Origin of the sequence: Paraburkholderia sp. 35.1 (assembly GCF_050436525.1) — a bacterium.
Classification (GTDB): domain Bacteria; phylum Pseudomonadota; class Gammaproteobacteria; order Burkholderiales; family Burkholderiaceae; genus Paraburkholderia; species Paraburkholderia tuberum.
This window is the reverse complement of sequence record NZ_JBNDMJ010000001.1, coordinates 227,504-246,350: the sequence shown is the minus strand read 5'-3', so window position 1 is coordinate 246,350 and position 18,847 is coordinate 227,504. Positions and strand designations below refer to the sequence as shown.

General features: G+C 56.7%; 19 protein-coding genes. 15 read left to right on the top strand and 4 right to left on the bottom strand.

All coding sequences use genetic code 11. The features are described from left to right. Positions 1–2: 2 nt before the first annotated feature. The 4 genes from OKW27_RS01340 to OKW27_RS01325 are packed head-to-tail and all read right to left on the bottom strand — an operon-like array spanning position 3 to position 3,735. Complete coding sequence (locus tag OKW27_RS01340; protein ID WP_429332290.1) at positions 3–665, bottom strand: RraA family protein; 663 nt, start codon at positions 663–665, stop codon at positions 3–5. A gap of 15 nt (positions 666–680) precedes the next feature. Beyond that, the gene (locus OKW27_RS01335; RefSeq protein WP_429332289.1) at positions 681–1,682 is read right to left on the bottom strand and encodes a protocatechuate 3,4-dioxygenase; all 1,002 of its coding nucleotides are present in this window, start codon (positions 1,680–1,682) and stop codon (positions 681–683) included. Positions 1,683–1,708: 26 nt separating this feature from the next. Further along, positions 1,709–2,722 (bottom strand): amidohydrolase family protein, encoded by a 1,014-nt coding sequence (locus OKW27_RS01330; RefSeq protein ID WP_429332288.1) that lies wholly within the window; start codon positions 2,720–2,722, stop codon positions 1,709–1,711. A 56-nt stretch (positions 2,723–2,778) separates the two neighbouring features. Further along, positions 2,779–3,735, bottom strand: a complete 957-nt coding sequence (locus OKW27_RS01325) for a PDR/VanB family oxidoreductase (protein WP_429332287.1) — start codon at positions 3,733–3,735, stop codon at positions 2,779–2,781. Between the two features lie 348 nt (positions 3,736–4,083). Between OKW27_RS01325 and OKW27_RS01320 the strand changes: the two genes are divergently transcribed. The 15 genes from OKW27_RS01320 to OKW27_RS01250 all read left to right on the top strand — a co-directional run bounded on the left by OKW27_RS01320 (position 4,084) and on the right by OKW27_RS01250 (position 18,631). Next, positions 4,084–5,094: a glycosyl hydrolase gene (locus tag OKW27_RS01320; RefSeq protein WP_429332286.1), complete on the top strand. Its 1,011-nt coding sequence runs from the start codon at positions 4,084–4,086 to the stop codon at positions 5,092–5,094. 71 nt (positions 5,095–5,165) lie between these two features. Continuing rightward, positions 5,166–6,350, top strand: a complete 1,185-nt coding sequence (locus OKW27_RS01315) for an acyl-CoA dehydrogenase family protein (protein ID WP_429332285.1) — start codon at positions 5,166–5,168, stop codon at positions 6,348–6,350. Between the two features lie 9 nt (positions 6,351–6,359). Continuing rightward, positions 6,360–6,665: a hypothetical protein gene (locus tag OKW27_RS01310; RefSeq protein WP_429332284.1), complete on the top strand. Its 306-nt coding sequence runs from the start codon at positions 6,360–6,362 to the stop codon at positions 6,663–6,665. Positions 6,666–6,730: 65 nt separating this feature from the next. Then, positions 6,731–7,984 carry a Rieske 2Fe-2S domain-containing protein gene (locus tag OKW27_RS01305; protein WP_429332283.1) on the top strand — a complete coding sequence of 418 codons (1,254 nt, stop codon included), beginning with the start codon at positions 6,731–6,733 and terminating at the stop codon, positions 7,982–7,984. A gap of 7 nt (positions 7,985–7,991) precedes the next feature. Next, the gene (locus OKW27_RS01300; protein ID WP_429332282.1) at positions 7,992–8,786 is read left to right on the top strand and encodes an amidohydrolase family protein; all 795 of its coding nucleotides are present in this window, start codon (positions 7,992–7,994) and stop codon (positions 8,784–8,786) included. A 27-nt stretch (positions 8,787–8,813) separates the two neighbouring features. Continuing rightward, the gene (locus OKW27_RS01295) at positions 8,814–9,917 is read left to right on the top strand and encodes a zinc-dependent alcohol dehydrogenase (RefSeq protein ID WP_429332281.1); all 1,104 of its coding nucleotides are present in this window, start codon (positions 8,814–8,816) and stop codon (positions 9,915–9,917) included. A gap of 44 nt (positions 9,918–9,961) precedes the next feature. Then, on the top strand, positions 9,962–10,807 hold the full coding sequence (locus tag OKW27_RS01290; protein ID WP_429332280.1) for an amidohydrolase family protein: 846 nt from the start codon (positions 9,962–9,964) through the stop codon (positions 10,805–10,807). 237 nt (positions 10,808–11,044) lie between these two features. Next, positions 11,045–12,109 (top strand): aromatic ring-hydroxylating dioxygenase subunit alpha, encoded by a 1,065-nt coding sequence (locus tag OKW27_RS01285; RefSeq protein WP_260321311.1) that lies wholly within the window; start codon positions 11,045–11,047, stop codon positions 12,107–12,109. Between the two features lie 50 nt (positions 12,110–12,159). Further along, on the top strand, positions 12,160–13,725 hold the full coding sequence (locus tag OKW27_RS01280) for an FAD-dependent oxidoreductase (RefSeq protein ID WP_429332822.1): 1,566 nt from the start codon (positions 12,160–12,162) through the stop codon (positions 13,723–13,725). Positions 13,726–13,756: 31 nt separating this feature from the next. Next, positions 13,757–15,094, top strand: a complete 1,338-nt coding sequence (locus tag OKW27_RS01275; protein ID WP_184062809.1) for an MFS transporter — start codon at positions 13,757–13,759, stop codon at positions 15,092–15,094. 66 nt (positions 15,095–15,160) lie between these two features. Further along, positions 15,161–16,333, top strand: a complete 1,173-nt coding sequence (locus OKW27_RS01270) for a mandelate racemase/muconate lactonizing enzyme family protein (RefSeq protein WP_429332279.1) — start codon at positions 15,161–15,163, stop codon at positions 16,331–16,333. A gap of 71 nt (positions 16,334–16,404) precedes the next feature. Continuing rightward, on the top strand, positions 16,405–16,917 hold the full coding sequence (locus OKW27_RS01265; protein WP_429332278.1) for a hypothetical protein: 513 nt from the start codon (positions 16,405–16,407) through the stop codon (positions 16,915–16,917). A 307-nt stretch (positions 16,918–17,224) separates the two neighbouring features. Further along, positions 17,225–17,743 carry a hypothetical protein gene (locus tag OKW27_RS01260; RefSeq protein ID WP_429332277.1) on the top strand — a complete coding sequence of 173 codons (519 nt, stop codon included), beginning with the start codon at positions 17,225–17,227 and terminating at the stop codon, positions 17,741–17,743. An 11-nt stretch (positions 17,744–17,754) separates the two neighbouring features. Next, complete coding sequence (locus OKW27_RS01255; RefSeq protein ID WP_429332276.1) at positions 17,755–17,946, top strand: hypothetical protein; 192 nt, start codon at positions 17,755–17,757, stop codon at positions 17,944–17,946. A 214-nt stretch (positions 17,947–18,160) separates the two neighbouring features. Continuing rightward, a complete protein-coding gene (locus tag OKW27_RS01250; RefSeq protein WP_429332275.1) occupies positions 18,161–18,631 on the top strand; it encodes a hypothetical protein in 471 nt (156 codons plus the stop codon). Positions 18,632–18,847: the final 216 nt, after the last annotated feature.

Here is an 18,847-nt window from a genome sequence, read left to right as displayed (position 1 = left end):
GGTTAATCCTTAAGCATAAGTTCGTAGTTGCCACCCATGACTTCATGGATCGGCGTGCGCGCCAGTAGTGCCTTCGCCATCAAGGCTTCGCGTGCGACGATCGATTCAGCAGTCTCGACCACCCTGGCGATGTTTGCCTTGCTGATGAAAATCACGGCGCTGCTGTCGGCGATCACGTAGTCGCCGGCTTCCACTGCGGCCCCGAAGACTTCAATGGGGACGTTCACGCCCTTTTCGACGATACGACCACGAGCGGTGAGCGCCGTGAACTTGTTTGTGAACACCGGCAGGCCCATCTCGCGGGATTCATCGATGTCGCGAACCGGACCGTCAGCGATCACGCCCGCGATACCGCGAACCTTGGCACCCAGCGACAGGATGCCGCCCCACGAACCGGCTTCAATACCGGTGCGCTGCTCGACAACGATCACATCGTCGGAGTTACCGAGTTCGATCGCGGTGGTGCCCAGATGACGCGGCGGGCCGGGAGGCGGATCACCAACACCGAGTTTCATCGTGATAACGCGACCTGCGATGCGCTTCGTGCCTGAGGCTTGGGCGACGCCGCTCACGACGCCGGACAAGCCGAGTTTATCGAGTGCGTCCGAGACTGCGCAGCAGTCCAGCCGACGAAGGCGGTGGACCAATTCGTCTTTGGTTGCCATATATTTGATGTTTCCTTATTCGGACTGCGGCTTCCAGTACACAAAGCCCATGGCGTTGCCGGTACCGGCTTCGCTGCGATAGCAGGGCACATAGTCGACCACCGTCATGTCGAAGCCGAGTTCATCCATCATGCCGGCGACGGGAATCCAGTTCTTGATTTCCGATGTACCCGCCTGGAAGATTTCTTCGCCCAACGCGAATACCGGCGTGAGGTCGTGGTTCTTCATCGCGTCGAGAATCAGATTGTCGACGCGCTCGTCAATGACGAAGTGCGTCAGACCACCGGAAGCGATGACAGCTACACGTGCGTCCGAATCCCACGATTCGATGGCGCGAGCAATCGATGCACCGAAAGCGTGGCAGCGTGCGACTGTCGGTTGATTCGGCGGATAGAACGTATTGACAAACACCGGCACGGTCGGAACGACCTGGTCTTTCATCAGCTGGCGGAACACGAAGCCGTATGCATGCGGCGTTTCCGTTTCTGACAAGCGGCCAAGAGCGGCCACGTCAAAGTTGTCGGCGATCGCGTTCTTGATAATGTGCTTTGCAAGCTCTGGAACGCCTTCATGCGTGGCAGTTTCCGGCTTGTAACCCGGCATCGAATGGCGCACCCCCGGAGGCATTTGCATCAATTTATCGTGACTGATCATGTTGTTCACGATCGTCGGGCCGTGCATGACGCCGAATGCGGGAATGCAATCAGTGGTGAAAATTTCCATCTGATCGTTGCCGACAATGACAACGACGTCAGCTTTGGCCTCAGCCAGCACCCGCGCCATTTCCTCGATAGCCGCCCGGCACTGGGCATGGCGCTCCTTCCACTTCTCCGGCGTGATCTGATCCGCGAGGTTCTCGCTACGGCGATATTCGACGAGTTCATCGAAGGCCCATTCGCGGCCTTCGAAATCATGCTTGCTCAGTCGATCATCGGGTACGCGAGCGCCCCAGGTCTCCGGTGGCGTGATGAGCATGGGGCCATGCGAAGTTCCCATTCCCAATACGATTTTTGCCATGATTTCGAGTCCTGTGGGCGTCGGGATTATTCGTAATCCGCGAGGTTGAGCTTAAAGAAGTCGCGAGCGTTCCCGAAGAAGATTGCATCCTTCTCTGCTTTCGACAGCCAGTCGAAGCTTTCGATATACGGCTTGATGTCGTCGAAAGTGCGGCCGGTGTCCGGGTTGATAGCCGAACCCACGCCCGGGCACTCAGCGCCGAACATGCAGCGATCAGCGCCAACCGTCTTGATCAGTAGACGCAGCGATTCTTCGGAGTAGAGCACGGTGTCGTAGTACAGATTTCGCATGCCCTCGAGGAAGTTGTGGCCGGCACGCGAGGCGCCCGACTGGAAACGGCCGATCTGGTAGGGGATCGAACCGCCTCCGTGCGACACCATGATCTTCAGATTCGGGAAGTCCTTGAAGACGTTCGAATTGACGAGGTTGAACACCGCGATCGTTTCTTCGTTAATGAAGTGAACGGTGTACGGCGAACGTGCCGACTGCGAGCCGGTAGCGTGGATGTGCGCCGGTACGTCGAGTTCGCACAGTTTCTCGTACAGCGGGTACCAGTAACGATCACCGAGACCGGGGGCTTCGACGCCGCTGTTTTCGAATGGGTCGGGATTCAGCAGTACGCCCTTGAAGCCGAGTTCCTTGACGCAGCGCTCCAGTTCCGGCAGCACGACCTCGATCGGGTCGCCCGACACTTGCGGCAGGCCGCCGACTCCGATGAAACGCTTCGGCAGCAGCTTGACAGTGCGCGAGATGATGTTGTTGGTTTCTTCCGTGAACCAGTGCACGAGCTTGCCCGGCTTCTGGCTGTGCATCATCTGGAACGGACGCGGCGACATCAGCTGGACGGTCGTGCCTACGCGGTCGAGCATGTCGAGGTGGCCGACCGGTGCCATTTCCTTCTTGTTGGCGTAGTGCAGGATTTCTTCGTCGGTCACTTCGGGCATCTTGCGACCGTGTTCGCCGCGATGCGACAGAATGTGTGCCTTGTAGACCCACAATTCCGCGGGTGCGCTGACGTGACCGTGGCAATCGATAATCACTTACTTGTCTCCTGAATTAACGTGATGGTGGGTGCCCGTAGGCACACGGGTGTTTGTTACAGATCGAGGACGAGACGATCGCCCTTGCAGCCAGAACAGCAGATAATCATCGTCTTGTTCGAAGCCTTTTCGGGCTCCGACAGAATGGCGTCGCGGTGATCCGGCTCACCTTCCAGCACGCGGACTTCACATGCACCGCATACGCCTTCTTCGCACGAGTACGAGATCGGTACACCGGCTTCGCGCACGACGTTGAGAATCGTCTTGCCTTGAGGGACGGTGAGCGTCTTGCCGCTCTTACGCAGTTCAACTACGTAGTTGCCATCGAGTGCGGCTTCGTGTTTGGCACTGAAGTACTCGACGTGGACTTGTTCCGGGGGCAAAGTCGAGCAAGCCTTTTCGAATGCTTCGAGCATCGGGCCGGGGCCGCAGCAATAGAAATGGGTCGATGCCGGCTCCTGCTTCACCAGGTCTTCGATATTGAGAAATGTGCCGACTTCTGCGTCGACGTGAACGACCGAACCTTCGAACGTCTTCAATTCTTCAGCGTACGCTACGTCGACCCGGTCTCGACACGAATAATATATACGCGGCGATTTTCCGATTTCCTTCAGGCGACGAGCCATACACAGAATAGGCGTGATCCCGATACCACCGGCGACCAGAACCGTGTGCTCAACGTCTTCGTCGAGCGGGAAGTTGTTGCGCGGGGTTTCGACCTGCACGAGGTCACCGACACGCATCGTTTCGTGAATGTAGCGGGAACCTCCTCGCGACCGCGGGTCGAGTTTTACGCCAATCACGTAAGAGCGTTGCGTCAGGCTATCGCTGGATTCGAGCAGGGAGTATTGACGCGTCAATCCGTTCGGCAGGATCAATGCAACGTGCGAACCCGCGTCGGCGGCGGGCAGACGCTCGCCCTCGGGGTCTTCAAACGTCAGAGCCAGCGTGTTGCGCGCTAAATATTGACTCGCGGTCAAGCGCAGAGTCATCACTTCATTAAGTTCAGTCATCTCACCTCCAAAATCGCAGAACGCGCGGAACCCCGCGAATGGGGGGCAGGCATCACACATCACGCTTCCTCAGTTACCCATCATCGAAAGTTTCTCGCTCAGCCGTTTGACTCGTAATTCTTTTTTGCATATTATTTCGTCTGCGCAGGAAAAAGTCAAAGACTCTTCGGAGCGAAACAGGCGACATCACATGGGGTATTCCCCAAGGGAGGAGAAATGATTGCAGTTCTGACCACCAACGGTGGAACCGTTACGCACGGTGATGGCGCGGCAACGACGCTACTGGTTGCTACGATTCGCGGCATGCTCGTATTCCAGCGCGAAGACGCCAGTGCCCCGTGGGAGCTCATGCGCACGACGCTGGAAGATCGCCACGTGAGCGCGTTGCTCTATGTTCCGGGCGCGGGCCTGCTGTTCGCGGGCGCACACGGCCAGGGCAGTCTCGTGGTGTCGAAGGACCTGGGCCTGACGTGGGAACCGGCCAACAATGGCCTGCAGAGCACGCATATCTATACGATGGCGCAGCAGGAGCGTGACGGGAAGACCGTCCTGTTCCTGGGCACTGAGCCGTCCGCGCTTTATCGCAGCGACGATCTGGGTGCTTCGTGGGTCGAAATTCCCGAAATGATGACGGTGCCGGACCAGGACAGGTGGACGTTTCCGCCGCCCCCGCATATTGCACACGTCAAGAACATTTCGTTTCACCCAGCCGAACCCGAAACGCTTTATGTCTGTATTGAACAGGGCGCGCTTCTCAAGACTACCGACGACGGCAAGACGTGGAACGAGCCGCGGTCGTATGAATCGGAAAACGACAAGTTCTACCACGACAACCACCGCGTGCTGATCCGCCCGTCGAATCCGAAACAGATCTTCATGTGCGGCGGCGAAGGCCTGCACTACAGCGCAGACGCTGGCGAGACCTGGGTTCACCTGATGACGCGTCAAGACCTTATCGGTTATCCCGACGCCATGTTTATCGACCCGCGCAACGAAAACATTCTGTATCTCGGTGGACCGGGTAACGCACCGCGCGATTGGGGCGCCCGTAAGTCGGCGAACGCAACTGTTCTCAAGAGCACCGATGGTGGTGTTACCTGGAAACATATGCGTAACGGTCTGCCCGAGGAAATTATCGGCAACATCGAGGGTATGGGTATGTACCGTTGGGATGACAAGATCATGCTCATCGCCGGTACGGCAACGGGCGAAATCTATGCGACGGAAAACGATGGGGAAAGCTGGTACATCGTCTCCGAAGACGTTCCACCGATCTCGAAGGGCGGTCACTATCGCTGGTTCCTCGACTCCAAGGAGCGTATGACCGTCGAAGATCGTTACGGTCGCAACGAACACTGAGCGATATTTAAGCAAAACTATTCTGCACGCCGGCCACGTTCCGGCGCACCAGGTCCTCCCAGGAGAATGTCTTGAGCCGTATTAACAGCCGCGAGGAAGCCCTCGATATTGCCCGTGATTTGCATGATGCGATTCGTTCACGCGTCAAACAGACCGAAAGCGACCGCGTGGTGCCCAAAGAAACGATCGATGCACTGCGCCACACGGGTCTTTTCAACATCATCACACCGAAGACGTTTGGCGGTTCCGAACTAGGTTTCACTACGCTCGTCGAAGTTACGGCAGAAATCGCATCGGCCTGTGGCTCGACGGGTTGGGTTTTCGGCGTTCTGGCGGGTCATAGCTGGATGTTGAACCTGTTCCCGTTGCAAGCACAGCAAGACGTGCTTGGCAAAGGCCACGTATTGACGGCAACCGTGTTCCGCTTGGGCGGCACGATTACCGAAGTCGACGGCGGCTACAAACTCGTGAACGGCGACGGTCGCTTCTGTTCGGGTATCGACCACGTGCAATGGGTCATCATCGGAAACGCCGTGCAGCGTCCCGATGGGCCGCCTGAACCGCGCTTTTTCGTGATCCCGCGTTCGGATATCGAAATTGTCGATGACTGGCACACGGCTGGCCTGCGTGGCACCGGTAGCCGCACGATCAAGGTCGCGGAAGCGTTCATCCCGAAACATCGTTCGGTGTCGGTCAAAGACATGATGACGGGCAACGTCGAAGGCGCTGACGCAATGCGTGCCCCGATCTACCGGATGCCTTTCCAGAACGTCACGCCGTTCTCGCTCATCGGCGCGCCGCTGGGCATGGCACGCGCAGCACTCCGTTCGTTCGCTGAGGGTTTGGCGCCGCGTCTTCAGGCAATGCCGGCCGCTCAAATGGCGGAACAGTCGGCTACGATCGAACGCCTGGCACACGCGACGGCAGATCTCGACGCGGCCTACGCATTGATTCTCGAAGACACGCGCCGCGTCGATACGGCAGAAAGTGCGGAGTCACTGACGGCGCTCGAATGGTCGCGTATACCGCGCGACTGGGCGTATTCCGCTCAAACCGCTCGTCGCGCGGCCAACAGTGTCTTCGAAGCTGCCGGCGGCACCAGCATTTACAACGCTTCGGAGCTCCAACGTATCTGGCGCGACGTCAATTCCGCCGCCCAGCACTTCGCTTTCACGTGGGATTCGGCGCTGACGGCATTTGGTCGCCATGCGCTCGGCCTCCCACCTTCGCAGTTCGGTCCAGGTCCCAAGAAATAAGGATGAGCCATGAACGTGAATGATATTCACTCGATCGAAGATTACTCACCAGAAACGCTGCGTGAACTGATCGGGCGCGTGGAGAAGTCGAGTACGTTCGAGCACATGATTTACCGCGAATCCGAGCTCGATGAAGTCTGGCGGCTGCTCGATAACGATATCGTCGCTGCTGCACGGCAGGGCTCGAATGTGCGGGAAGTGCAGAACCTTGCTGCTCTGCGCAACCTGATTGTCGAAGCGCACGATTTCATTGGCAACGACAGCAACACCGTAGACGCGCGTGATCGATTGCTGAAGGCCGTCGAACTCGTTTAACGCTAGTGGGAGAGCACCTATCTCCCGCGCATATTCACAGATAAAACAAAATCTAGGAGCAAACCATGCTTTCCCGCGAAGATAACGACGTTCTGACCCAGGTTGGTAAAGGCACGCCGAACGGCGACATGATCCGTCAATTCTGGATTCCGATGATGCTGGCGTCGGAAATCAGCGAGCCGGGCGGCAAGCCCGTGCGTGTGCGTCTGTTGGGCGAAGACCTTGTGGCGTTCCGCGATAGCGACGGCAAGGTTGGTCTGCTCGAAGAACAGTGCCCGCACCGTCGTGCGTCGCTCGCGCTGGGCGACAACTCGGAAGGCGGCCTGCGTTGTCTGTATCACGGTTGGAAGTTCCGTGTCGATGGTCAGTGCATGGACACCCCGACGGAGCCGGAAGATTCGAAGCTGTGCTCGCGTATCAAGGCAGTGGCGTATCCGGTTCGAGAAGTCGCTGGCGTGATCTGGACGTATATGGGCGATCCCGCGAAGGTTCCGCAATTCCCCGACTTCGACTTCCTTTCGTACCCCGCAGAAAAGGTTGCTGCGTTCAAGGTACTCGAAGACTGCAACTACGCCCAAGCCGTCGAAGGTACGATCGACTCTGCACACGCAGGCGTCCTGCACCGTGAACAACCGTGGGCCGCGCCGGCCAAGTACGAACACGAACGCGATCTGCGTCCGAAGATCGAAGTCGAGTACACGCAGTACGGCCTGCGCTATGCAGGCGTGCGCAATTTCCGTGAAGAAGGCAAGTTGCACGCCCGGGTCACGCAAGTGATTCTGCCGTTTTTCACTCTGATTCCGCCCGATGGATTCGGCGTGCGCAAGAACCGTCGCATGGCAAATGCATTTGTTCCGCGCGATGACGAATCGACGTGGCATATCCAGTGGTTCTTCGACGAAACGCAGCCTGTCGATATCGAATATCGTATTCAGGAAGGCGGTCACTGGCTCGATGAAAACTTCCGCAAGGAGCTCAACATCGACAACTGGTACAAGCAGGATCGCGAGGCGATGAAGACGACGTCGATGTCGGGCATCAAGGGCATCCTGACGCAGGACCACGCAGTCAGCGAAACTCAGGGCCGTATCCTCGACCGCACGAAGGAACACCTCGGCACATCGGATGTCGCGGTCGTTGCATGGCGTCGTCAGATGATCCGTGCGGCTCGTGCTTACTCGGAAAGCGGCGAATTGCCCAGCGTGCTGACGACCACGATTCCGTGGAATGAGATTCACGCTTCGACGGTGATTTTCCCGAACGATCGTACGTGGAAAGAAGAGGTACCCCTCAATCCGGAAGTCGCTCTGAAGGCCTGAGGTCCACATGATCGTCGATAGTCACGCGCATGTTTCGCCTCATTGGTATGAGCCTGTCGAGACGTTGCTCGATCAAATGATTGAACATGGCATTCATCTGGCCATCCTCACTCAGATGATCGGACAGACGGATAACCGATATCAGCAAGACTGCGTCAAGCGATATCCGGGCCGTCTGTCGAGCGTGGCTTGGGTTGATGTCGAAGCCCCGGACGTTGCAATGACGATCGAAAACCTCGCAGCCGATGGCGTGTCGGGTATTCGGCTTCGCCCCTCCTCGTGTCTTCCGGATGGTCGTCTTCCGGAAGCATGGCGTGCAGTCCAGGAAACTGGATTACCCGTCAGTTGCGTGGGGTCGGCGGAAGCATTCAACGCGCCGGGGTTTATCGAACTGGTTGCGAGGTTGGCAGGGACGACCATCGTCCTCGAACATCTGGGTGGCACCAGCACGCCCGTCACGACAGATGAGCAGTTAGCTATTCGTCGCCAGGTGTTCAAGCTCGCCGCCTTTCCGAATGTCATGCTCAAGGTTCCGGGGCTCGGCGAATTGATGCCTCGCGACCCGAAAACCTGGCATCTGGGCCGTCCCTTCGGGGACGCGACGTCGCCACTTGTCCACGAGGCGGTAGCCGCATTCGGCGCGAATCGCCTGATGTGGGGTTCCGATTTCCCAGTCGTGAGTTCTCGCGAAGGCTACGGGAATGCATTGGATCTCACCCGTATTGCACTCAATGGATTACCTGATGAGGATCTCAACGCGATCTTCGGTGCTAACGCACTTCGCGTATTTGGGAAACTCTGAGCTCGAAAACGAGCAGGAGACAAACACATGACGAAGAAGGTACTTGCAGCGGTCAAGACGGATGTCGAAACCACGGAAATCCGTGAATTCGATTATCCGACTGTCAAGCCTGAAACCGGAATCCTGCGCATCGAAGCCAGTGGCGTAGGTGGCAGCGATCCCGAGCTCTATCGCAAGGCCGGCCACTTTCCGGTCATCATGGGCCACGAAAACGTCGGAACCATCGAAGAAGTCGGTGAAGTCGCGGCCAAGCGTTGGGGCGTGAAGCCCGGCGATCGCGTTGCTCTGCACGAATATCTTCCGTGCTGGCACTGCGAATGGTGCATGAAGGGAGATTTCCGTCTGTGTATGGAAGTCGATTTCTTCAATGTGAAGGATCGCCTCAATACCGATCGGTTCGGCATGTCCACCGCCAACAAGGCACCCCACCTGTGGGGTGGCTACGCGCAGTACATGCATCTGCCGCTCAACACGGTGTTGCACAAAATTCCGCAAGACATGCCGGCCACGCACGCAACACTGGCAGTGCCGTTCGGTAACGGCGTGCAGTGGGCGTGTCTCGACGGCGGCGCAGGTCCCGCTAAGGTCATACTCGTGTGGGGACCGGGCCAGCAGGGCTTGGGCTGCGTGCTGGCGGCAAAGGCCGCAGGCTCATATACGGTGATTCTGGCCGGCATGACGCGCGATCAAAGTCGTCTCGATCTGTCGCTGCGCCTGGGCGCCGACTATGCAATCAACATCGAAACGCAAGACCTCGAAGCCGAAGTGATGCGTATCACCAAGGGACGGGGCGTGGACGTCGTGGTTGATACGACCGGCGACCCCAAGGGCGAGATCGTCAAGCAGTCGATCGCACTGGCGGCAAAAGGCGCCTATCTGAGCCTGAACGGCCTTGAGCAGAACGTACCGATCGGCGAGATCAAGAAGCGCTATCTGACGGTTCGTGCACCGCGTGGCCGTAGCTACGCAGCGGTCGAATTGGCACTGCGCTATGTAGGCTCAGGCCGCTATCCGATCGATGAAGTGTGCTCGCACACGTTCAACCTGTCGCAGGTGCACGACGCAATTCTGGCCACCGCAGGTCGGGGCATTCAAGGTGCGATCCACGTGTGCGTGGACCCGTGGAAATAATGCCGCAGATCATTGGTTAAATTGAATTTAATAGAGGTAACGTCATGATTGACAGCCACGCACACCTTATTTCGACCGACCGCGAGAAATATCCGCCGTCGCCGCTGAGCGGCGTTCTGGAAGAAAACGCATTCGACAATCCGGTAACGGCTGAGCGCTTGATCGACTTGCTCGACACATTCGGTATCGATAAGGCGCTCGCGGTCCAACGCGCGCACCTCTACGGCTTCCACAACGACTACGTCGTGGATTCCGCACAGAAATATCCGGATCGTCTGCGTTCGCTGTGCATGCTCGACGCACTGGCACCGAACGTCGAAGAAACGGTGAAATACTGGGTCGGCGAGCGCGGCTCGGTCGGCATCCGTCTGACGGAACCGAAGAAAGGTGCAGACAGCAGCTGGTTCGCTTCGACGCAAGCGCGTCGTGCATGGGCAGCAGTGACGGATCTCGGCGGCAGCGTGCGTCTGCACTTCTACCGCTGGAATCGTTTGGCAGCACTCGAAGCGCTTCAAGACGTGGTGAGGGAGTTCCCTGATACGCCGGTTATTCTTGACCACTTTTCAAATATTATCGGCGAGGGCCCGGGACCGGATTACGGCGTGGATGAAGCACTGCTGAAATTCGTCGACAGTCCGAACGTCTTCTTGCTTTATTCCATGATCAACCTCGGCAAGTTGAAAGCGCTCGAGCTGCCGTCCGCGCCGGTTGTCGAGCGTGTGGTGCGCTCGTTCGGTGCCGATCGTGTGATGTGGGGTTCCGACATCGCTCAATCGAAGGGCGACTACAAGGACATGGTCCAGCTGGCGAAGGACTCCGTCTCCACCCTGTCGGCTGAAGATCAGCGCAAGGTGCTGCATACGACGGCTGAGCGCGTCTACTTCAGCTAATGAAGTTGCAAACATAAACGGCGTTCTGACTGGAACGCCGTTTACGTGCATTTCAGGGTTATCCCGAGTCATGTCGCGCGAAGCAACGCGATAAGATGCCATGAATACTGAATTGAATACTATTTAGGATGTCAGTCCGGTTGAGTCACAGAGGTCGCATGCGCAAACTGGCAGGTCTATTGTGTCGCACTTTGTTCCGATTTATCCGTTCTCGATTCCTTTCTCAGGAGACTGACAATGAAATTCCTCCGGAACTGCTGGTATATGGTTGGATGGTCGAGCGAGTTTTCGGCCACTGATATCGTCCCGTTCACGGTGATGAACGAGGCACTGGCGCTCTACCGCAAGGAAGACGGCACGCTCGTAGCACTCGAAGATCTGTGTCCGCACCGCCTGGTTCCGCTGTCGGTCGGCCGTAAGGAGGGTGATGAACTGCGCTGTATGTACCATGGTCTGAAATTCTCCGCCGACGGACGCTGCACCGAAATCCCGGGCACCGATCGTATCTCGTCGAAGGTCTGCGTTCGTAGCTACCCGATCGAAGAAAAACATGGTGCTGCATGGGTTTGGATGGGTGACGCTGCAAAGGCTGATCCCGCGCTGATTCCGCCGATCGAAGGTCCGGACAGCGCTGTCTTCGCGATGAAATGCTCGAAGAAGGTATGGAAGGGGAACGCGGAAATTGTCGCTGACAACTTGCTCGACCTTTCGCACGCACCGTATGTTCACGAAGCGACGTTCGGTGCCAACAACAAAGTGTCGCTCAAGATTCAGAAAGATGGTGAAGCAAAGCGCGGCATCGATACGGTCGAGCGTGGCGTCGTTGCTGACCGCTGGCACCTGGGACGTCAGTCGAATCCATACTTCGGTGAAATCCCTTCCGACGACAACGTCGTCAGCACGTTCCTCGTGCCGGGCGTCTTCATCCTCAAGATCCATTCGTACGCCCCGGGCGTTCAGGATCGTCTCGTCGATGGCAGGCCCACAGAAGAGCCGATCTTCCGCCGTTGCACATGCCAGATGATCACGCCGATCAACGATACGGAATCGATGTTCTTCTACAACTTCGGTCCTGATCACGAGCATGCCGATCTGGCAGATCACGCTTTCGCGATCGCCGAAGCCGCATTCGCTGAAGACAAGGCAATCATCGAGACGCAGCAGGCAACGATCTCGAAAACGCCGGGGCGCAAGATGATCATGTTGGTGATGGATCAACCGGTGCTGCGTTACAACGAAATCTACAACGGTCTTCGCTCGGCGGAAGAGGCTGAGCGAGCCGCTGCTGCCCCCGCAGCCTAGGTAGATCGAACCGCGCTGGTATGTTTTCTGAGACACGAGGAATAACGAAAATGGAATTGAATTGGACCGAGCCCCGATGGGATGACCAGGCCGATATGGTTGTTGTCGGCTACGGCGGCGCCGGCGCGGTGTTTGCGCTTGAAGCTGCTGAGCAGGGCGCCGACGTGCTCATTCTCGAAAAGGGTGCGCAGGGCGGCGGCAACTCGGTCTGCGTCGCGGGCGGTCTGATCATGACCTCTGTCGACGAAGAAGAGTCGTTCAAATATCTGAATTGGCTGTGTGGAGGCCAAACTGATGAAAGCGTTCTTCGCCATTTCGTGTCGAGCCTCAAGAACATACCCGCCTGGCAGCACAAACTCGAATTGCCGCTCAAGGACAACCCGCAGCCGTTCTCGGCACCGGGATTTTTTCCCGAATTCCCGGGGGCTCCCGGCGGGGAAAGCATCAAAGGTATGAGCGTCGTCGCCGCACCGGGCGGAGCTGGCCTCTGGAATGCGATCTCCGCACAAGCGGAGAAGGCGGGTGGCCGCGTCCAGTGCAACACTCGCGTCACCAGGTTGGTTCAGCACCCGGCCACGAAACGGATTCTCGGTGTTGAAGCCGAACATGACGGCAAGACGATCGCGGTGCGTGCTCGCAAGGCAGTCGTGTTGGCCAGTGGGGGCTTCGAGGCGAACGACGCCATGTGCAAACAATTCCTGACTGCTTGCCCGATCTACTTCCTTGGTAGCCCGAATCTGACCGGCGACGGCATTCGAATGGCGCAGGAGGTTGGCGCGCAACTCTGGCACATGAACGCCGTAGCGGGCCCCCTGAACATGGGCATCAAGACGAAGGAAGGCTACGTCTATGTGACTTACGACCTGAACAAGGTCGCGGGCTTCGGCTATAAAAGCGGCGCCTTCAAGGACGGCGGCAGTCTGTTGTGGGTCAACCGCCAGGCGAAGCGCTTCCATAACGAAACGGTGGACACGTCGGTTGTCCAACATGGATTGGCCAATCGCGATACCTGGTTGGCAACGACGCCGGGCACCCCGGAATTCACGAACGTGCCGGCATTCCACATTTTCGATGAAAAGGTGCGTGCGGGCGGTGCGGCAATGACGACGCTGAATTCGCGTGTGCCGCCGTGGTCGCAAGACAACCTCAAGGAAATCGAAGAAGGCCTCGTCATCAAGGCCGATACGCTTGAAGAACTGGCGTTGAAGTGCCAGTGGCCGGAGATCCAGGGTGTGTGCAAGGCCGGCCGCCTCGATCCGGCCGCACTTCGCGAGACGGTTGAGCGTTACAACGATCAGTGCCGCAACAACCTTGATCGCGATTGCGGGCGCGAAACGTTCCTCGTGCCGCTCAACGATGAAGGCCCGTACTACGCGATCGGGCCAATGCTCCCGACCTATTTAAACACGCACGGCGGTCCGAAACACGACGCAGGTCAGCGTGTTCTCGATCATCAGAACAAGCCGATTGCCGGTCTTTATGCAATCGGAGAATGCGGATCGCTATGGGGACCGTATTACAACTCGATGGGCGATATCGCCGAGTTCATCGTATCTGGCGTGACGGCGGCAAAGACCGCACTCGCCGATAGTGGGCGGGAGAAGGGCGCTAAATAGTTGTACGGATAATTAGCAAGGAGACACCGTAGTGAGTGAGATCGCAGATGTACAAACGAAGTTGGCCCCCGCCGACAACGTGGAAGATTCAAAGACGACCAAAGGTGCATGGTGGATGCTTATCGTTTTGACGTCCACCTACGTCATCTCGTTTATCGATCGGGGCGCGCTTGCTCTCGTTGTCGGACCGATTAAGGAAGACCTCGGAATTTCCGATCTTCAGGTCAGTTTGTTGCTTGGCCTTTCCTTTATGTTGCTGTATAGCATGCTCAGTATTCCGATGGGCATTCTGGTCGACAAATACCAACGGAAGACGCTCCTCGGCGGCGCGATCATGGCATGGTCGGTGGTTCAGATGCTTTGTGGTCTGAGTACGACCTATCTCCAGTTGTTCTTCACACGTGTTGGTCTCGGTGTTGGTGAATCGGCGCTGGCACCCGGATCGCAGTCGATGATTCGTGACGCATTTCCGCCGCATCGTCGCAGTATTGCTTTCGGTATCTACAATATCGGTCCGATGTTGGGTACTGGTTTGTCCATGGCTCTCGGTGCCGTCCTGTTGAAGGCAGCTTCTGCAGGCGCATTCGATACACTACCTGTCGTCGGCGGCATGAAGCCCTGGCACTTTGTACTGCTGGTGCCGGGCATCATTGGGGTTCCGTTCGCGATTCTGCTTTGGCTGCTGCGTGAGCCGCCCCGTCGTTTCCAGACCGATATTTCCGATGTGACGTACAAGCAGACCATGTGCTTCGTCTGGAAGAATCGTGGCGTGTATGTTCAACTCTGGGCTGCGATTTGCCTATACGGTATTGCCATTGGTTCCCAGATGGCATGGCTTCCGGAAATCATCGCTCGCACGCTACATGTTGCCCGTCCGGAAATCGGTAAGGCGATAGGCGGCGTTGCACTGCTCGCTTCCCCACTCGGTCTCCTGATTTGCGGCGGAATCGCGGACCGGTTGCGCAAGCGCGGCATGGTCGATGCGCCTGTTCGGGTAGCGGCAGTCACAACGGCAATCGCCGCAGTCGTTACGGCATGCTTCCCGCTCGTCCATACGATGAGCGCGGGTATCGTCCTCTACTTCGTCCAAATGTTCATGTTTGCGATGTTCGCGGTGGCAGGCGGTGCAACGAATGCCGAGTTCACGCCGGGTAACATGATGGGCAAGATCACCGCCCTCTATTACTTGATCACGAATCTCGTCGGGTTGGCACTCGGCCCTACCGTGGTGGCGCTCGTTGCTAAATTCTTCGACGGTGCGAATGCACTTGGCGCCTCGTTCGTCATCTGCTACGTGGTCTCCGTGGCATTGGCAGTGATTCTGCTGATCCGTGTCAGCGGTGCATTGCGTCGGCCAGTTGTGCAATAACTCGTCGTCGCGTCGGGGCGTCATTTCTGACGTCCCTTCCCACGAATATCTATAGGTTTAAATCAAGTGAAGATAACCCGCGTTGAGTGCATTCCGATTTCGATGCCGCTGAAGAAGCCGATTAAGCTTCCGAATGTCACAATCACATGCCTGAATACGCTTTTCTTGGCTATTACAGCCGACAACGGTCTCGTCGGCTATGCGGAGTCGGGGGACACTTCATCGTGGTATCGCGGTGAAAGCCAAGCGTCGATGACGGCGATGATTTCCGATATTTTCGCGCCACGAATTTTGCTTGGTGAAGATGCGAGCAATATCGAAAAGATCGTCGGCATGATGGATCAACTCGCACGCGACAACAATCAGGCGAAGGCGTTGGTCGACTGTGCTCTGCATGATCTGAAGGGCAAATCTTTGGGCGTGCCAGTCTACAGCCTGTTGGGTGGCCGCACTCGCGAGAAGATTCCGCTCGGTTGGGTATTGTCCGCGGGTGAGCCCGAAAAGGTGGCCGAGCTCGCGATCCAGGTCCGCGAAAATGGCTTCTCGGCGTTCAAGCTCAAAGTCGGCCGTCATACGTTCAATAACGACGTGGCTACGGTCCGCGAAGTGCGAGCCGCGCTCGGTCCGGATGCCAAGATCATCCTGGACGCGAATGGCTCATGGAACTACGAGCAGGCGTTGGCGACGATGAAGCGCCTCGATCAATACAACCTCTCATTCATGGAGCAGCCACTGGCGCATCAATACCGCGACAGCCTGTCGAAACTGCGCGAGCGTATCACCACACCGATATACGCAGACGAGGGAGCGCAAGAGTTGGGCGATCTCCGCGAAATCGCCGAACGCCGTTCGGCCGATGGCGTCGTTCTCAAGATTCAGAAGGTCGGCGGGCTGGTCAAGGCACAGCGATTCCTGGCCGCATGTCGCATGTACGACATTCCTGTCTTTTGCAGCACGCTGATCGGATCGGGTGTCGAATCCGGGCCGAGCACGCATCTCATGGTCGCAAACGAGTGGGCATGCCAGTTCATGAGCGAAAGCATGGGCCCTCTCGCGATCCACGCAGCATGGAACAGTGGTGATATCCCCGTCGATCAGGACTTGGCTATCGGCGGCCAGCGCTTTAGCGGCGGCTTTGCGTATCCGAGTGAAGGCGTCGGATTCGGATTTGCATTGAATCAGGAATTACTGGCCAAGATTCATACGCCGGGACAGCAGCATCGGGTTGTCGAAGCGTAATAGCGGAACACAAGGCGGCGGGCTCGATTCCGGCGCGTTGCATAACCATAATCCAATATAGGAGATATTCGATGCACGGACTTAATTCGCCACCGTGGAAATATGCTGTACTTTGGCTCCGGGTTTATTTCGGCGCCGATCTTTTGTGGTCGGGTTTCCGCTATCTTTCGACAGGCTGGGTTCCGTTTATTCCAGGCATCGGAGGCCAATACGTGCAGGCGCTCGATGCCATTCACATGTTTTATGCCGTTAAAGCAGTGGAAATGCTGGCCGGCATCCTGTTGCTGACGAACCGATACGTGTTGCTCGGCGCAATTCTCGAGTTCCCGACATCTATCTCGATTTTCTGGATTAATACCTTTATCGTTGCGACTCCACGTCAATTGTTCTCGGGTCCGAATCAACTGCTAATAAATGGCCTCATTCTGGTGGCGTATGGCGGCTATATGGCAAGTGTGTTTAAGCCAAACAAGCCGCTCGCGCTATGGGAGGGCTTCAAGGTCGACGTCTGGAAAGAGCATTTGAGGCTGAGTAAAGGCGCCGAATCGACGTCCACTATTAAGAAATCAAGCGATTTCGCATAAGGGAGATCGAAGATGAAAAGTAACCGGAATCTTTATATTGGCCTTGCATGCTGCGTCATCATGACGTGCTGGGTATTCTTCGGATCCACAGGACTGGGCTATACAGAATATCGAGAATTGCGCGCACGCGATATGTTTGGCCTGGCAATTCCATGGATCTGCGTCATCACCGTCTTAATTCGGGATCGACGCAAAGGCATCATTTAACGGGCTCTCAGGCGGGGGTCTAGACCACCGCCTTTGGGGTATGCCTGCCGCAGGCATATTTCGTCGCTGTACTGCACTAACTTTTCGGAAATATTTCCCTATGCAAAGCGCTAATTCTTTCCCGTGGAAGTACGTCATTACGTGGCTTCGGCTGTATTTCGGCGCACACCTTTTCTTCTCAGGCATTCGATTCGTGATCGACGGTTACGTACCGATGGTTCCTGGTCTTGCCGGTCAGTATTTGGCCGGTGCCGATGCAATCGGTATGTATCATTGGGTCAAGTATATGGAGGCGATTTACGGCTTCCTGCTTCTGACGAACCGTTTTGTCTTACTGACGCTGATTCTCGAAATGCCGACGACGGTTACGATTTTCTGGCTGAATACGTTCATTTCCGCAACGCCGCGTCAATTGTTCTCGGGCCCGCAAGAACTGCTGATGAACGGTTTGCTGCTGCTTGCGTATAGCGGTTATATGGCTGCATGCTTCCGCCCGACCCTGAACCCTATGTGGCTGTGGGACGGTTGGAATGGCTTCAACCTGAAGGGTAAAGGTGGTCTATTGCAAACCGACCCGACTTTGGTCGGTGTGTCTGTCGAAGAAAAAGTATCGGCTTAAGGAGCACTCGCATGAAAAAAAATACCTGGATCGCAATCGCCATCTGTATCGCGCTGACGCTGCTGGCCATCGACGGCTCAACGGGTTGGGGTTGGGCGGACTACCGTCCGCTGCGTAACTTCGATTACTTCGGTCTCGGCATCTCCTGGCTGCTTTTTATCGGCGTGCTCATCCGCGACAAGATCAAAGGTGCCTGTACATGATGGTGTGGCACACCAGGTACTGCTTCCTGATGGTGATGTTCAAGCCGGTGATCGGCCGTATCGTCGACTGGAAGGCGTTGTCGAGCATTTGCTGGCCGGACGTCGCGTAAGTCTGTAAATCGGATATACGAAATTGCAACTGATTACCCCAAGTGAGGGTTGGCTGCCTCGCATAGGTGACGTAGTCTTTTTATCTGTATCAAAGGAAAGTACGATGAAGATGGCACATGAATCACCGTGGAAATACCTAGTCATGTGGGGGAGGTTGTATTTCGCGTTCCACTATCTTGAGTCAGGACTTTATTACGTAATTTTTAGATACGTGCCGGATTTCAGCCACGCGGGCAAAGTTGGTGCGTATATCGGTGCGATGGCGGACGTCGGGTTCTATCAAATGATCAAGTATGTTGAGGTCATACTCGGTACGTCGCTGCTACTCGATATAGGGGTGCCGCTTGCGCTGGTCGTCATGGCGGGTATCAGTACGACGATCGTCTTTCTGAATCTCTTCGTCTCGCCTGATCCGCGTGAATTGTTCACTGGCCTTCAGGAGTTGTTCCTGAACGGCGCACTCTTGCTGGCATACGGTGGATACTACGCAAATTTTTGCCGTCTAAAGGCGCAGCCGTTTTGGTTTTGGGACGGGATGAAACGCGAAGGACTTGAGCCGAGGGGTGAGTCGTGAAGAGGGATTTCGCCGTTGTTTTTATGGTTGTAGTGGCGGTCACGCTGATTGTAATTTCCACTTCGACAATTTTCTTCGTGCGTCATCTACGTCTTTATGATTATGGTCCGCCCCTGGGCGCCGGGATCATTGTTTTGGCGATGATGGTCCGGGCCGCGGTATCAAAGCGATAGAAAGATTGACGCGCCGTCCACCGCGCACCCATACCTTCACTTC

Bases quoted from the DNA above. Each gene is read 5' to 3' on its own strand.
- OKW27_RS01340 (WP_429332290.1), bottom strand. From the start codon at position 665: ATGGCAACCAAAGACGAATTGGTCCACCGCCTTCGTCGGCTGGACTGC.
- OKW27_RS01290 (WP_429332280.1), top strand. From the start codon at position 9,962: ATGATTGACAGCCACGCACACCTTATTTCGACCGACCGCGAGAAATAT.
- OKW27_RS01255 (WP_429332276.1), top strand. From the start codon at position 17,755: ATGAAAAAAAATACCTGGATCGCAATCGCCATCTGTATCGCGCTGACG.
- OKW27_RS01265 (WP_429332278.1), top strand. From the start codon at position 16,405: ATGCACGGACTTAATTCGCCACCGTGGAAATATGCTGTACTTTGGCTC.
- OKW27_RS01335 (WP_429332289.1), bottom strand. From the start codon at position 1,682: ATGGCAAAAATCGTATTGGGAATGGGAACTTCGCATGGCCCCATGCTC.
- OKW27_RS01280 (WP_429332822.1), top strand. From the start codon at position 12,160: ATGGAATTGAATTGGACCGAGCCCCGATGGGATGACCAGGCCGATATG.
- OKW27_RS01320 (WP_429332286.1), top strand. From the start codon at position 4,084: ATGCGCACGACGCTGGAAGATCGCCACGTGAGCGCGTTGCTCTATGTT.
- OKW27_RS01260 (WP_429332277.1), top strand. From the start codon at position 17,225: ATGCAAAGCGCTAATTCTTTCCCGTGGAAGTACGTCATTACGTGGCTT.
- OKW27_RS01285 (WP_260321311.1), top strand. From the start codon at position 11,045: ATGAAATTCCTCCGGAACTGCTGGTATATGGTTGGATGGTCGAGCGAG.
- OKW27_RS01250 (WP_429332275.1), top strand. From the start codon at position 18,161: ATGAAGATGGCACATGAATCACCGTGGAAATACCTAGTCATGTGGGGG.
- OKW27_RS01295 (WP_429332281.1), top strand. From the start codon at position 8,814: ATGACGAAGAAGGTACTTGCAGCGGTCAAGACGGATGTCGAAACCACG.
- OKW27_RS01305 (WP_429332283.1), top strand. From the start codon at position 6,731: ATGCTTTCCCGCGAAGATAACGACGTTCTGACCCAGGTTGGTAAAGGC.
- OKW27_RS01310 (WP_429332284.1), top strand. From the start codon at position 6,360: ATGAACGTGAATGATATTCACTCGATCGAAGATTACTCACCAGAAACG.
- OKW27_RS01325 (WP_429332287.1), bottom strand. From the start codon at position 3,735: ATGACTGAACTTAATGAAGTGATGACTCTGCGCTTGACCGCGAGTCAA.
- OKW27_RS01300 (WP_429332282.1), top strand. From the start codon at position 7,992: ATGATCGTCGATAGTCACGCGCATGTTTCGCCTCATTGGTATGAGCCT.